This is a genomic window from Cupriavidus nantongensis, from assembly GCF_041726985.1.
Taxonomy (GTDB): Bacteria; Pseudomonadota; Gammaproteobacteria; order Burkholderiales; family Burkholderiaceae; genus Cupriavidus; species Cupriavidus nantongensis_A.
Map to the genome: position 1 here is coordinate 2,092,399 of NZ_CP168302.1, position 14,546 is coordinate 2,106,944.

The 14,546-nt window shown below is 68.2% G+C and carries 13 protein-coding genes and 1 pseudogene; 12 read left to right on the plus strand and 2 right to left on the minus strand.

The window, feature by feature from the left end; genetic code table 11:
• Nucleotides 1–44: 44 nt before the first annotated feature.
• The 11 genes from ACEI37_RS09165 (at nucleotide 45) to ACEI37_RS09215 (ending at nucleotide 12,118) form a co-directional block, all read left to right on the plus strand.
• Nucleotides 45–1,106, plus strand: coding sequence for a Rieske 2Fe-2S domain-containing protein (locus ACEI37_RS09165; protein ID WP_373376420.1), 1,062 nt, complete (start codon nucleotides 45–47; stop codon nucleotides 1,104–1,106).
• The gene (locus tag ACEI37_RS09170) at nucleotides 1,099–1,872 is read left to right on the plus strand and encodes an SDR family oxidoreductase (protein WP_373376421.1); all 774 of its coding nucleotides are present in this window, start codon (nucleotides 1,099–1,101) and stop codon (nucleotides 1,870–1,872) included. The genes ACEI37_RS09165 and ACEI37_RS09170 overlap by 8 nt, the downstream gene beginning before the upstream one ends.
• Nucleotides 1,873–1,916: 44 nt before the next feature.
• The gene (locus ACEI37_RS09175) at nucleotides 1,917–2,453 is read left to right on the plus strand and encodes a cupin domain-containing protein (RefSeq protein ID WP_373376422.1); all 537 of its coding nucleotides are present in this window, start codon (nucleotides 1,917–1,919) and stop codon (nucleotides 2,451–2,453) included.
• Between the two features lie 31 nt (nucleotides 2,454–2,484).
• Complete coding sequence (locus tag ACEI37_RS09180; protein WP_373376423.1) at nucleotides 2,485–3,351, plus strand: IclR family transcriptional regulator; 867 nt, start codon at nucleotides 2,485–2,487, stop codon at nucleotides 3,349–3,351.
• Between the two features lie 5 nt (nucleotides 3,352–3,356).
• On the plus strand, nucleotides 3,357–4,160 hold the full coding sequence (locus ACEI37_RS09185; RefSeq protein WP_373376424.1) for an SDR family oxidoreductase: 804 nt from the start codon (nucleotides 3,357–3,359) through the stop codon (nucleotides 4,158–4,160).
• On the plus strand, nucleotides 4,153–5,868 hold the full coding sequence (locus ACEI37_RS09190) for a thiamine pyrophosphate-binding protein (protein ID WP_373376425.1): 1,716 nt from the start codon (nucleotides 4,153–4,155) through the stop codon (nucleotides 5,866–5,868). The genes ACEI37_RS09185 and ACEI37_RS09190 overlap by 8 nt, the downstream gene beginning before the upstream one ends.
• A gap of 12 nt (nucleotides 5,869–5,880) precedes the next feature.
• On the plus strand, nucleotides 5,881–6,681 hold the full coding sequence (locus tag ACEI37_RS09195; RefSeq protein WP_062802652.1) for an aspartate dehydrogenase: 801 nt from the start codon (nucleotides 5,881–5,883) through the stop codon (nucleotides 6,679–6,681).
• Between the two features lie 236 nt (nucleotides 6,682–6,917).
• The gene (locus ACEI37_RS09200; RefSeq protein WP_373376426.1) at nucleotides 6,918–8,393 is read left to right on the plus strand and encodes an aldehyde dehydrogenase; all 1,476 of its coding nucleotides are present in this window, start codon (nucleotides 6,918–6,920) and stop codon (nucleotides 8,391–8,393) included.
• Between the two features lie 25 nt (nucleotides 8,394–8,418).
• Nucleotides 8,419–9,393: a VOC family protein gene (locus ACEI37_RS09205; RefSeq protein WP_373376427.1), complete on the plus strand. Its 975-nt coding sequence runs from the start codon at nucleotides 8,419–8,421 to the stop codon at nucleotides 9,391–9,393.
• Between the two features lie 112 nt (nucleotides 9,394–9,505).
• Nucleotides 9,506–10,462, plus strand: coding sequence for a 2Fe-2S iron-sulfur cluster-binding protein (locus tag ACEI37_RS09210; protein ID WP_373376428.1), 957 nt, complete (start codon nucleotides 9,506–9,508; stop codon nucleotides 10,460–10,462).
• Between the two features lie 237 nt (nucleotides 10,463–10,699).
• A complete protein-coding gene (locus ACEI37_RS09215; RefSeq protein ID WP_373376429.1) occupies nucleotides 10,700–12,118 on the plus strand; it encodes an MFS transporter in 1,419 nt (472 codons plus the stop codon).
• 73 nt (nucleotides 12,119–12,191) lie between these two features.
• Here the strand turns inward: ACEI37_RS09215 and ACEI37_RS09220 are convergent.
• Nucleotides 12,192–12,661 (minus strand): annotated as a pseudogene (locus tag ACEI37_RS09220) (ABC transporter substrate-binding protein); the annotation flags it as partial.
• A 15-nt stretch (nucleotides 12,662–12,676) separates the two neighbouring features.
• Nucleotides 12,677–13,204, minus strand: a complete 528-nt coding sequence (locus ACEI37_RS09225; protein WP_111521831.1) for a MarR family winged helix-turn-helix transcriptional regulator — start codon at nucleotides 13,202–13,204, stop codon at nucleotides 12,677–12,679.
• 322 nt (nucleotides 13,205–13,526) lie between these two features.
• Here ACEI37_RS09225 and ACEI37_RS09230 point away from each other — a divergent pair, with 322 nt between their 5' ends.
• Nucleotides 13,527–14,519 carry a Bug family tripartite tricarboxylate transporter substrate binding protein gene (locus ACEI37_RS09230; RefSeq protein WP_373376430.1) on the plus strand — a complete coding sequence of 331 codons (993 nt, stop codon included), beginning with the start codon at nucleotides 13,527–13,529 and terminating at the stop codon, nucleotides 14,517–14,519.
• The last annotated feature ends 27 nt before the right edge of the window (nucleotides 14,520–14,546 follow it).

Sequence of the window (14,546 nt, forward strand, 5' to 3'; positions counted from 1 at the left end):
CGTAAGCCCCAGCCGCCCCAGCACAGCGTCTTAGCGAGAACCACATGGAATCGAACAAGCAAGCCCGCGCCGAAGCCCGCCTCAACACCGGCCTGCGCAACTACTGGTACCCGGTCGCCGCCTCGTGGGCGGTGACGCATGCCCCGATCGGCATCACCCGCCTGAGCCAGAACATCGTGCTGTGGCGCGACAGCGCCGGCCAGGTGCATGCGCTGGAAGACCGCTGCCCGCACCGCGGCGCGCGGCTGTCGATGGGCTGGAACCTGGGCGACCGCGTCGCCTGCTGGTACCACGGCGTGGAAGTGGGCGGCGATGGCCAGGTCAAGAGCGTGCCGGCAGTGGAAAGCTGCCCGCTGGAAGGCCGCACCTGCGTGCGCAACTACCCGGTGCAGGAGAAGGCCGGCGCGATCTTCCTGTGGTTCGGCGACCAGGCCCCGCAGGCCGAGGGCAGTCCCGACGAACTGCGCCTGCCGGAGGAACTGGTCAGCGACGAACACAGCCATTTCCTCTGCGTGGCGCACTGGGACTGCAACTACCGCTACGCCATCGACAACGTCATGGACCCGATGCACGGCGCCTACCTGCATGCGGTGTCGCACTCGATGGCGTCCGGCGAGAAGTCCGCCGTGATGCAGATCCGCGAGACCGAGCATGGCCTGGTGTTCGAGAAGACCGGCCAGCGCGGCGTCAACTTCGACTGGGTCGAGTTCGGCGAGACCGGCACGCTGTGGCTGCGCCTGGCGATCCCGTACCGCGCCAAGGTCGGCCCCGGCGGCCCCTTCGGCATCGTCGGCATGGCCACGCCGGTGGATGAAGACCACTGCATGGTGTTCTTCTGGCGCACCCGCCACGTGCAGGGCTGGGAGCGCGACGTGTGGCGCTTCCTGTATCGCAACCGCCTGGAGCAGCTGCACTGGGACGTGCTCGAGCAGGACCGCGTGGTGCTGGAAATGATGGCGCCCAACGCGCGCGACCACGAGATGCTGTACCAGCACGACGCCGGCATCACGCGCGTGCGCCGCCTGCTCAAGCGCCGCGCCGAGCAGGAAGTCGCCGACGAGCCGGTGGCCATGCTCAAGCCTGCCGGAGCCGCCAGCCATGCCTGAAGCCATCAAGCACAACCCGCTGCTGGCGGGGCGCAAGGTGCTGGTCACCGGCGCCGCGCGCGGCCTGGGCCTGGCCTTCGCCACCTCGCTGGCCGAAGCCGGCGCCAGCGTGGCGATGGCCGACATCCTGGCCGAGCGCCTGCAGCAGGAAGCCGATGCGCTGCGCGCCCGCGGCCTGAAGGTGGTGCCGGTCACGCTGGACCTGTCGGATCCCGCCTCGGTGCAGGCCTGCGCCGACGCGGCGGTGAAGGCGCTGGGCGGCCTCGACGGCCTGGTCAACAACGCCGCCGTGACCGACTCTGGTGGCCGCGACGCCGCTGCCATCGACGTCGCCACCTGGGACCGCGTGATGAACGTGAACGTGCGCGGCACCTGGCTGATGACTACCGCCTGCCTGCCGGCGCTGCGCGCCAGCGGCCGCGGCGCGGTGGTCAACCTGGCTTCGGATACGCCGCTGTGGGGCGCGCCCAACCTGCTGGCCTATGTGGCCAGCAAGAGCGCCATCATCGGCATGACCCGTTCGCTGGCGCGTGAACTGGGCAAGGACCAGATCACGGTGAACGCCGTGGCGCCGGGCCTGACCCTGGTGGAAGCCACCGAATACGTGCCGCAGCATCGCCACGACCTGTACCGCGAGCAGCGCGCGATCTCGCGCGAGCAGCTGCCCGACGACGTCTGCGGCGCGGTGCTGTTTGCCTTGTCCGACCTTGCCCGTTTCGTGACCGGCCAGACCCTGGCGGTCAACGGCGGCTTTGTCATGCATTGATCCAACCGATCCACTGAAAGACCCATCAAGCAGAAGGAATCCAAATGAGCGATCTTTCCCAACAGCAAAACATCAAGCGTTCCTGGGACCAGCCGGAGGGCGCCTCGTTCGACCAGTGGATGGAAAGCCGCGTCGCGCGCTTCGCCACGCGCAAGTACGACTGGGACGCGCTGAAGTTTCAGGCCGACTATGACCCCAAGTACCGCCGCGCGCAGATGCGCTACCTGGGCACCGGCGGCACCGGCGTGGCCGCCGATACCAACACCGTGCCGAGCGAGCATTTCACGTTTTCCACCATGATCATCCCGGCCGGCCATGAAGGCCCGTCGCACCTGCACACCGACGTGGAAGAGGTGTTCTTCATCCTGCGCGGCAAGATCAAGCTGATCCTGGAAAAGGACGGCGAGCGCTTCGAGACCATCCTGACCGACCGCGACCTGGTCTCGGTGCCGCCGGGCGTGTACCGCGAGGAAATCAATATCGGCGAGGAAGACGCGCTGATGTGCGTAATGCTCGGCGCCAAGAAGCCGATCACACCGACCTATCCGCCCGAGCACCCGCTGACGAAGATCAAGCGCTGACGCGCCCTCGGCCCAGCCGCACGCCGCCACCATGAGCACCAACGCCATCCCGACCACGCCCGCCGCCAACGAGACCCCGGACAAGTACATCGTCCCGGGCCTGGAGCGCGGCCTGCGCCTGCTCGGCGAGTTCAGCAGCAAGGACCGCAGCATGTCGGCCGCGGAACTGGCGCGCCGCCTGAAGGTGCCGCGCTCCACCGTGTTCCGCCTGCTGGCGACGCTGGAAATGCTGGGCTTCGTCGAGCGCGCGGACGGCGGCCGCGACTTCCGGCTGGGCATGGCGGTGCTGCGGCTCGGCTTCGAGTACCTGGCGTCGCTGGAGCTGACCGAGCTGGGCCGCCCGTTGCTGGAGCGGCTGCGCGACGAGATCGGCTATCCGACCAACCTGGTGGTACGAGACGGGCGTTCGATCGTCTACGTGGCCAAGGCGGTGTCGCCGCGGCCCTTCGCCAGCACCGTCAACGTCGGCACGCGGCTGCCCGCGCATGCCACCGTGCTGGGCCGGGTGCTGCTGGAAGACTTGTCGCTGGCGGAACTGCGCGCGCTGTACCCGGAGGTGCAGCTCGAAGTGTTCTCCGACAGCACGCCGCGCACGGCCGATGCGCTCTTCGCCATCGTCCAGCGTGACCGCGAGCGCGGCTACGTGCTGCAGGAAGGCTTTTTCGAATCGAGCATCTCGACCATCGCGGCGCCGGTGCGCGACCGCACCGGCAAGGTGGTGGCGGCGCTGGGCGCGACCATCCCCGCGGCGCATATCGATCCGGCGCATTTCGATCCGGACCAGCTGGACGCGATGGTGGAGAAGGTCAGGGACAGCGCGGGCGAGTTGTCGCGCCTGCTCGACTACCGGCCGTCGCTGCACAGCGCCGGCAAGGTGGTGAATCTGTATCGGGAGTGAGGACTATGTCCATGATTGATCTCGGCGGCAAGGTTGCCGTCGTTACCGGCGGGTCCTCCGGCATCGGGCTGGCGACCGTCGAACTGCTGCTCGAAGCGGGCGCCGCCGTCGCCCTGTGCGGCCGCGACGAGGCCCGCCTGCGCAGCGCCGAAGCGCAGCTGCGCGAGCAATTCCCCGGTTGCCGGCTCCATGCCGCCAGCTGCGACGTGCTCCAGGCCGAACAGGTCGCCGCCTTTGCCGCCGAGGTGCAGGCCAGGCTCGGCAACGTCGACATGCTGGTCAACAACGCCGGCCAGGGCCGCGTGTCCACCTTCGCCAATACCGAGGACGCGGCCTGGATGGACGAGCTGCAGCTCAAGTTCTTCTCGGTGATCCACCCGACGCGCGTATTCCTGCCGCAGCTGGAGCAGTCGGGGCAGGGCGCCATCGTCTGCGTCAACTCGCTGCTGGCGCAACAGCCCGAGCCGCACATGGTGGCAACCTCCGCCGCGCGCGCCGGCGTGCTCAACCTGGTGCGCTCGATGGCCACCGAGTTTGCGCCCAAGGGCGTGCGCGTCAACGGCATCCTGATCGGGCTGGTCGAGTCGGGCCAGTGGCGCCGCCGTTTCGACGCGCGTCCCGAAGCAGACCGTCACCTGGACTGGGCCGCGTGGACCGCGCGCCTGGCCCGGCAGAAACATATTCCCCTTGGCCGCCTGGGCCTGCCCGTCGAGGCAGCCCGCGCCATCCTGTTCCTTGCCTCGCCGTTGTCTTCGTACACCACGGGCAGCCATATCGATATCTCCGGAGGACACTCCCGTCATGCCTAATCAACAACCGTACGAACAGCAGCAGGTTACCGTCGGCTGCGCCATCACGGCGTTTCTCGAGCAGTGCGGCGTCAAGGCCGCGTTCGGCGTGATCTCGATCCACAACATGCCGATCCTCGACGCCATGGGCGAGCGCGGCAAGATCCGCTTTGTGCCGGCGCGCGGCGAAGCGGGCGGCACCAATATGGCCGACGCCTACGCACGCACCACCGGCGGCCTGGGCGTGTGCCTGACCAGCACCGGCACCGCCGCCGGCAACGCCGCCGGCGCCATGGTCGAAGCGCTGACCGCCGGCACGCCGATGCTGCATATCACCGGCCAGATCGAAACGCCTTACCTGGACCAGAGCCTCGCGTACATCCACGAAGCCCCGGACCAGCTCACCATGCTCAAGGCCGTTTCCAAGGCCGCCTTCCGCATCCGCAGCGCCGACACCGCGATCAGCACCATCAAGCTGGCGGTGCAGACCGCGCTGACGGCGCCGACCGGCCCGGTCAGCGTGGAAATCCCCATCGACATCCAGGCCGCGCTGATCGACCTGCCGGCCGACCTGCAGCCGCTGCCGGTGCCGCAGCACGTGCCGTCGGCGCATGCGCTGGACGCGCTCGCCGAGCGCCTGGTCAAGGCCAAGCGCCCGCTGCTGTGGCTGGGCGGCGGTGCGCGCCACGCCAGCAAGCAGGTGCAGCGCCTGCTGGACCTGGGCTTCGGCGTGGTCACCAGCACGCAGGGCCGCGGCATCGTGCCGGAGGATGATCCGCGCTCGCTGGGCGCGTTCAACCTGCACAAGCCGGTCGAGAACTTCTACCAGACCTGCGACGCGATGCTGGTGGTGGGCTCGCGCCTGCGCGGCAATGAAACCCTGAAGTACGAGCTGAAGCTGCCGCGCCCGCTGTTGCGCATCGACGCCGATCCCGCCGCCGAGGGCCGCTGCTATATGAGCGACTACTTTGTCAGCGGCGACGCCGCGCTGGCGCTGGATGCGCTGGCGGATCGGCTTCAAAGCCGCATGCAGGTCGACCCGGCGTTCGCCGCCGACCTGCGCCGCGCGCACGATACCGCGGTCAACAGCCTGGTCGACGGCCTGGGCCCGTACTCGTCGCTGGTGCGGGCGCTGCAGGACGCGGTCGGCCGCAATTTCAACTGGGTGCGCGACGTGACGGTGTCGAACAGCACCTGGGGCAACCGCCAGTTGCGTATCTTCGACTCCCGCGCCGGCGTGCATGCGCTGGGCGGCGGCATCGGCCAGGGCCTGGCGATGGGCATCGGCGCCGCGATCGGTGCCGCGGCCACCGGCTCCGGCAAGAAGACCTACACGCTGGCCGGCGACGGCGGCTTCATCCTGAACCTGGGCGAACTGGCGACCGCGGTGCAGGAACGCGCCGACATGGTGATCGTGCTGATGAACGACAAGGGCTACGGCGTGATCAAGAACATCCAGGACGCGCAGTACGGCGGCCGCCGCCACTATGTGGACCTGCATACGCCGGATTACGCCACGCTGGCAAAGTCGCTGTCGCTGCGCCACGCGCGTGTCAGCAACCTGGCCGAGGTGGGCGCTGCGCTCGCGGCGGCCACGGCCGAGTCCGGCCCGTTCCTGCTGGAAATCGACATGCTGTCGATCGGTTCCTTCAAGACCATCTTCGCCGGTCCGCCGGTGAACAAGGATAACGAAGAGCCGGCGCGCGAACAAACCACTGTCAACGCCTGAGGGAGAGCCGCGATGCTGCATGTGTCCATGGTTGGCTGCGGCGCGATCGGCCGCGGCGTGCTGGAATTGCTCAAGAGCGATCCGGACGTGGTGTTTGACGTGGTGATCGTGCCGGAGCACACGATGGACGAGGCCCGCGGCGCAGTCTCCGCGCTGGCGCCGCGCGCGCGCGTCGCCACCCACCTGGACGACCAGCGGCCCGACCTGCTGGTCGAGTGCGCCGGCCACCATGCGCTGGAAGAGCACATCGTGCCGGCGCTGGAGCGCGGCATCCCGTGCATGGTGGTGTCGGTGGGCGCGCTGTCCGAGCCGGGCATGGCCGAGCGCCTGGAAGCCGCGGCGCGCCGCGGCGGCACGCAGGTGCAGTTGCTGTCCGGCGCGATCGGCGCGATCGACGCGCTGGCCGCGGCCCGTGTCGGCGGGCTCGACGAGGTCATCTACACCGGCCGCAAGCCCGCGCGCGCATGGACCGGCACGCCGGCCGAGCAGCTGTTCGACCTGGAGGCGCTGACCGAGACCACGGTGATCTTCGAAGGCACCGCGCGCGATGCGGCGCGCCTCTATCCGAAGAACGCCAATGTCGCCGCCACCGTGTCGCTGGCTGGCCTCGGGCTGGACCGGACTTCGGTGAAGCTGCTGGCCGATCCGCATGCCGTGGAGAACGTGCATCACGTGGAAGCGCGCGGGGCGTTCGGCGGGTTTGAGCTGACCATGCGCGGCAAGCCGCTGGCGGCGAATCCGAAGACGTCGGCGCTGACGGTGTTCAGCGTGGTAAGGGCGCTGGGGAATAGGGCGCACGCGGTATCGATTTGAAGGACCGACGGTTTGCTCCCCTCTCCCGCGCGCGGGAGAGGGGCCGGGGGAGAGGGCAGGAGCGTGCCAGGCACGACGCGCGTCACTTCGTGGAGACTCCCGCCCTCTCCCCCACCCCTCTCCCGCAAGCGGGAGAGGGGAGTCCCGCCCCGGCGTGGGTGGGGGCATCGCACCGAGATAACGCAGTACAGCCGGCAGCAACGCTCCGCAGGCAAACAGAACTAGCAGGCAACGACATGAAACAAGAAGTACTCTCCATCTGCATCGCCGGCCACTGGCGCCCGGGCACCGGCGACCGCTACGCCACGCGCTACCCCGCCACGGGCGAAGTCGTCGCCGAACTCAACGCCGCCAGCCTGGCCGACGTCGAGGAAGCCGTGCAGGGTGCCCACCACGCGTTCCTTACCAGCGGCTGGGCCCAGCGCAAGCCGCACGAGCGCGCCGCCGTGCTGTATCGCGTCGCCGAACTGATCCGTGCCAAGGGCGAACAACTGGCCCAGCGCCAGCGCCTCGACAACGGCAAGCCCATCAGCGAAACCCGCGCGCTGGTGGCCAGCGCCGCCGGCACCTTCCAGTTCTTTGCCGCCGCCTGCGAAACGCTGGAAGAAACCATCACGCCGCAGCGCGGCGACTGCCTGACCATGAGCGTCTACGAGCCGATGGGCGTGGTCGCGGCGATCACGCCGTGGAATTCGCCGATCGCCAGCGAGGCGCAGAAGATGGCGCCCGCACTCGCCGCCGGCAATGCCGTGGTAGTCAAGCCCGCCGAGGTCACGCCGCTGATGGCGCTGGAACTGGCGCGCATCTGCGAGGAGGCCGGCGTGCCCAGGGGTCTGATCAGCGTGCTTCCCGGCAAGGGCTCGGTGATCGGCGACGCCATCACGAAGCATCCGCTGGTGCGGCGCGTGTCGTTCACCGGCGGCACCACCACCGGCAAGCACATCGCGCATATCGCCGCCGACAAGATGATGCCGGTGTCGCTGGAGCTGGGCGGCAAGTCGCCGACCATGGTGTTCGACGATGCCGACCTCGACCATGCGGTCAACGGCGTGCTGTACGGCATCTTCAGCTCGTCGGGCGAATCGTGCATCGCCGGCTCGCGCCTGTTCGTGGCGCGTTCGCAGTACGAGGCCTTTATCGACCGCCTGGCGCATGGCGCCGCGCAGCTGCGCGTGGGCGACCCGGCCGACGAGCGCACCCAGATGGGCCCGCTGATCACCGACCGCCATCGCGATTCGATCGAGTCGTATGTCGCCGCCGGCGTGGACGAAGGCGGCCAGCTGCGCACCGGCGGCGTGCGCCCCGACGTGGCCGGCCTGCCCAACGGCTATTTCTACACGCCGACCATCATCGAAGGTCTGGATAACCACGCCCGCATCAGCCAGGAAGAAATCTTCGGCCCGGTGCTGGTGGCGATCCCGTTCGACGACGAGGACGACCTGATCGCGCAGGCCAACGACAGCGTCTACGCGCTCGCCGCCGGCATCTGGACGCGCGACTACAAGCGCGCCTGGCGCGTGGCCCGTGCGGTGCAGGCGGGCAACGTGTGGATCAACACCTACAAGCAGTTCTCGATCTCGACGCCGTTCGGCGGCTGGCGCGACAGCGGCCTGGGCCGCGAGAAGGGACGGCTGGGCATCCTGCAGTACATGGAGCAGAAGAGCGTGTACTGGGGCCTGAATGAACAACCGCTGCCGTGGGCCAACCACTGAACCCGGCACGCTGGAGAAAAAAGCCATGATCAAGGTATTGGGAATCGACGAGATCGTGTACGGCGCGGATGACTTCGACGCCTGCCGCGGTTTCTTCACCGACTGGGGCCTGGCCATCAAGCGCGACGACGCGCAGGGTCTGGATTTCGAAACGCTGAATGGCTGCCGCGTGCTGGTGCGTCGCATCGACGATCCGTCGCTGCCGCCCGCGATCGAGGCCGGGCCGACGCTGCGCGAAGTGGTGTGGGGCGTCGAATCGCAGGCATCGCTCGACCACCTCGCCGAAGCGATTGCCGATGCGCCGGGCTTTGTGAAGCAGGGCGAAGGCGACACCCTGCGCCTCGGCTGCACCGACCCGAACGGCCTGGCCGTGCGCTTCCAGGTCACGCGCAAGCACGAGGTGCAGGTCGAATGCGCGCTGATGAACACGTGGAACGACAAGCCGCGCCTGAACCAGCGCAGCCCGATCTACGACCACGCCACGCCGATCGAAGTGGGCCACGTGGTGTTCTTCGTCAAGGACGTCAAGGCGACCGAGCGCTTCTATGTCGAGAAGTTCGGCTTCGTGCCGTCGGACCGCTACCCCGACCGCGGCGCGTTCCTGCGCTGCACCGCCGACGGCGGCCACCACGACCTGTTCCTGCTGCAGCTGCCGGAGCCGAAGAGCGGCCTGAACCACGTCGCCTTCACCGTGCGCGACATCCACGAGGTCTTCGGCGGCGGCATGCATGTGTCGCGCAAGGGCTGGGATACGCAGCTCGGCCCGGGCCGGCACCCGATTTCGTCGGCCTACTTCTGGTACTTCAGGAACCCGGCCGGCGGCCTGATCGAGTACTACGCCGACGAAGACCAGCTCGACGAGCACTGGGAGCCGCGCGCCTTCGAGCCGGGCCCGACCATGTTCGCCGAATGGGCGATCGAGGGCGGCATCGACGGCAACACCCGCCGCCAGAAGGACGCGGGCGGCCCGGCAGGAAAGTTCCTGACCGAGAAGCGGTAAGCCATCGTCACTCCCGCGCAGGCGGGAGTCCAGCGTCTTTGAAGCGCTGGCGACATTCAAGAAGACACTGGATTCCCGCCTTCGCGGGAATGACAGACGAAGGAAGCAGCAAATGAGTGCCCACCAGTCCCTGACCCTGCGGGTCCAGGCCATGCGCTACGAAGCGCGCGGCGTGGTCAGCATCGAACTGCAAGACCCCGAAGGGAAGACCTTGCCCGAGTACACCCCCGGCGCCCATATCGACCTGCACCTGGGCAACGGCCTGGTGCGCAGCTACTCGCTGTGCGGCGCGCCGGAAACGCGCACCCGCTACACCGTGGGCGTGCTGCTGGACCGCGGCAGCCGCGGCGGCTCGCGCTACGTGCACGAGCAGCTGCGCGTCGGCGCCACGCTGACCGTGGGCGCGCCGCGCAACAACTTCGAGCTCGACGAGAGCGCCGCGCACACCGTGCTGGTCGCCGGCGGCATCGGCGTCACGCCCATCGTCTGCATGGCGCGCCGGCTGGCAGAGCTGGGCCGCTCGTTCACGCTGATCTACTGCGCGCGCTCGCGTGCCGAGGCGGCCTTCGTCGGACAGCTATCTGAGTACGGCGATGCGGTGCGCTTCCATTTCGACGACGAAGCGGGCGCGCCGCCGGACCTGAAGGACATGCTGGGCGGACTGGATCCGCAGACGCATTTCTACTGCTGCGGCCCCGGCCCGATGCTCAATGCGTTCGAGGCCGCCTGCGAAGCGCATGCCTATCCCAACGTCCATATCGAGCGCTTCGCCGCCGACCCGTCGACCGAAGCGGTGCAGGAAGGCGAATACGTGGTGCAGCTGTCGCGCACCGGCAGCCTGGTCAAGGTGCCGTCGGGCAAGTCGCTGCTGGACGCGCTGCTGGATTCCGGCGTGGAGGTCGAATACAGCTGCCGCGAAGGCGTATGCGGCTCGTGCGAGACCGCCGTGCTGGAAGGCTGCCCGGACCACCGCGACAGCGTGCTGAGCAACAGCGAGCGCGCCAGCAACAAGACCATGATGGTGTGCGTGTCGGGATGCAAGGGCAGCAAGCTGGTGCTGGATTTGTAATCCTGCCGTAGCGCCATCGCATGCCGACGGTGTTCCCCTCTCCCCTCATGGGGAGAGGGCAGGGTGAGGGGTGGTTTGGCAAGGCACCACGCCGTTAGAGCCGCCGGCCCTCACCCCCGGCCCCTCTCCCGCAGGCGGGAGAGGGGAGCAAACCTTCCCCAAGCGGGCCGCCCCAGAATCTACCGAGAAGTTCCCGTGCTAACCCAGAGACAAGACGCAGCGTCCCCCGGCGCACCGGTGGCCGCCACCGCAGGTATCGTGGCCACGGCCGACAGCGCCGGCCAGCGCGCCGCCAGCGCCCGCACCGGCCCGCTGACGCGCGGCAATATCGTCGCCCGCATCGAGCGCATGCCCGGCAACGCCATGCATGTGCGCGCCCGGCTGCTGATCGGCCTGGCGACCTTCTTCGATGGCTTCGACGTGATCGCCATCGCCGCCACGCTGCCGCTGCTGATCGCGCAGTGGTCGCTTACACCCGGGCAGATCGGGGTCCTGATCGCGGCGCCGTCGGTCGGGCAGCTGGTCGGGGCGCTGTTGTTTCCGGGGCTGGCCGAGCGCTTTGGCCGGCTACGCTCGATCGGCTGGAGCGCGGGCATCATCGGCCTGATGAGCCTTGCTTGCGGCTTCGCGCCGTCGTTCGAGATTTTCCTGCTGTTGCGCATCGTGCAGGGCCTGGGCCTCGGCGGCGAGCTGCCGGTCGCCGCCACCTATATCAACGAAGTCACGCGCGCGCACGGCCGCGGGCGCTTCGTGCTGCTGTACGAGGTGGTGTTCCCGATCGGCCTGATGGTGTCGAACGGCGTCGGCGCCTGGCTGGTGCCGCACTACGGCTGGGAGGTGATGTACTTCATTGGCGGCGTGCCGCTGGTGCTGTTCTTCATCCTGAGGCGCGTGATTCCCGAGTCGCCGCGCTGGCTGGCCGAAAAAGGCCGCCTGGAAGAGGCCGACGCCGCGCTGCGCGCGTTCGAGGCGCGCGCCAGGGGGCCGCTGCCGCCGCCGCAGAACGCCGGCGCCTACGAACACATGGTCCATCACCCGCGCCGGGGCGTGCGTGACCTGGTCAGCAAGGCCTATCTCGGCCGCACGCTGGCGGTGTGGATGCTATGGGCTACGTGCGGCTTCATCCAGTACGGGTTGTCGACGTGGCTGCCCACGGTCTACAAGACGGTCTACCACGCGCCGCTGCAGCTGGCGCTGAACCTGGCCGCGGCGGCATCGGTGCTGGGCGTGGTGGGCTCGCTGGTCTGCGCCATGATTGTCGACAAGGTCGGGCGCAAGCCGGTGATCAATGTGTCGTTCCTGCTGTGCGCGCTGTCGCTGGTGCTGGCCGGGGTGTTCCACGCCTCCAGCGTGTACGTGGTCGCGACCTTCTGCGCGCTGGCGATGGGCTTCCTCGCCAGCGGCTTCATCACCGCCTATGTCTATACGCCGGAGCTGTACCCGACCAGTGTGCGGGCCATGGGCTGCGGCCTCGGCGGAGCGTGGCTGAAGCTGGCAGCGATCTTCGCGCCGGGCCTGATCGCCAGCACCATCGGCAGCGGCGACCTGAGCTTTGCGTTCTTCGCGCTGTCGGTGGTGCCGGCGCTGGCCGCCATCACCGTGCATTGCCTTGGCATCGAGACCAAGGGACGGGTGCTGGAAGAGCTGGAGGTTTGAGCGGGCACGTGCCCATGCTGCTTCCGTCAGGAGCGCATGGGCAGCGCGGCTCGTTGCACCCCGATCAACGCTGTCAGTGCCGCAGCAGCGGGCACTTCGACTTCGATGCCGGCATGAAAGCCTGCTCGCCGGGCACCGTCGCCACCACCTTGTAGTAGTCCCACGGGTACTTCGATTCGGCCGGCGTCTTCACCTCGAACAGGTACATGTCGTGGATCATGCGGCCGTCTTCGCGGATGCGGCCGTTCTTCGCGAAGAAGTCGTTGATCGGCATCGCTTTCATCTGCTTCATCACCGCCGCGGTCTCGTCGGTGCCCGCCGCCTGCACTGCCTTCAGGTAGTGCATCACCGACGAATACGCGCCGGCCTGGCTCATGTTGGGCATCTTCTTCAGCTTCTCGAAATAGCGGCGTGGATGTCGTTGACGTACAGCAGGAGCCCCGCCATGCGCTGGGCGTTGTTGCGCGTGAGGCCGAATTCCGATGCCGCCTTGATCGCGTTGATGGCGTCGCCGCCGGCGTTGGCCAGTCCGACGATCTGCGCTGCGGCCCCTTCTTCTTATGCCTGCGCGCGCAACAGCTTGCGCAGTCCCTGGTACACCGCTTCGCGCTCCTGCGGCGACAGCTGCCGGATCACCTCGGCCTGTCCGCGCCGCGCCAACGGCATCACCTGGTCGTGCAGCGCGATGCCGGCTTCGGTGATGGCGCACAGCAGCTTCTTGCGCGGGGTATTGCCGGCAGAGGTCAGCTGCACCAGTCCGCGGTCTTCCAGCAGCCGCAGGGTGCGGCTGACCAGCGCCTTGTCCGAGGTGGACTGGGTCACCAGTTCGGCAAACGGCAATGCGCGCGCATGGGCCAGCAGCGCCAGGATGCGCCATTCCGGCACGGTCAGGCCGAACTGCTCCGCGTAGGGCTTGGTGACCGTGCTGCGCAGCGCCGTCACCAGTTGGCTCAGCATCGTGGTCAGGAAGTTATCGACGGTCAGGCCGCTGCCGGCCTCGTCGAGGTCGGTCCACGGGCTGGCGTTGGCGGCGGGGGCAGGGGTGGGCGCGGGCGTGCCATGGGCGGGCGCGGCATCACGGGGCATGCGTTCCTCTTGGTCTGGTCTGCCGGCCAGGATGCGTGGCCGGTTGGCGGGGCAGATTGTCTCACAGGCGCTTGCCATTGCCGCCACTGTGTGGCGATCCGGATGATCGGAAATAAATCGGCAAGAAACGAGATAGTCAATTAGTGGTTAACGTAAGTTGAGTTGTCAACTTACAGAGCCTACGATAGGTTTGTTCCTTTTGTGGACTTACGTTTCATTAATAAAACAACCAAAAGAGAGTTGTACCCAAGCCACCCCTGTTTTCGCGATGTGCACAACCGCTAACTCCCGCGTCGCGAATGCGCCCCCACAGGAGCTGTAGATGAGACAACAACGTTCCCGACGCGCCGCCGTCGCCATTGCTGCCATGGCCGTGCTCGGACTGAGCACGGGCAGCGTACTGGCTGCTGCCACGTATCCGGCCAAATCCGTGACCATGGTGGTGGCCTACCCGCCAGGCGGCGATACCGATGCCATGGCGCGGCTCTACGCCGACAAGCTATCGGCGCGCCTGAAGCAGCCGGTCATCGTCGAGAACCGTCCCGGCGCCGGCGGCGTGGTGGGTGCCGCATTCGTCAGCCGCGCGCCGGCGGACGGCTACACGCTGCTGTACACGCCGAACCCCTTCACGCTGGCGCCGACGGTGCTGAAGCTGGCGCCGTCGGCCAGCTATGACCCGCTGCACGGTTTTACGCCGGTAATCCAGACCGCGGTGCAGGCGGTGCTGCTGGTGGCCAATCCGCAGGCGGGCGTAAAGACCGTGGGCGAGATGGTGGCGGCGGCCAGGGCCGGCAAGGCGCTGACCTATGGCAGCCCTGGCGCCGGATCGCCGATGCATATCGCCGGCGAGATGCTGAACCGCGCCGCCGGCGTGAAGATCCAGCACGTGCCGTACAAGGGCGTGGCGCCCGCGGTCAACGACGTGGTGGCGGGGCACGTGCCGTTTGCCTACGTCACGCTGGGGCCGGTGGCGCAGTACCTCAATACGGGCCGGCTGATCCCGCTGGCGATCACCGATGCGCGGCGCTCGCCGCTGCTGCCCAACGTGCCGACGCTGGCCGAGCTGGGCTACAAGGACGTGGTGGTCGGCGCGTGGCACGGCGTGATGGCGCCCAAAGGCACACCGCCCGAGGTGGTCAGGACACTGAACCAGCAGCTCAACGAGGTGCTGCGCCTGCACGACGTGGCCGACAAGATGGCCACCTTCGGCGCCATCCCCGTCGGCGGCGCGCCGGCGGCGCTGGAGAAGGTCAACGCGGGCGACTACGAGCGCCTGGGCAAGGTGGTCCGCGAGCTGGCGATCACCGCGGAATGAGCCGCGCCGGCGCATCGCCTTCCAGCA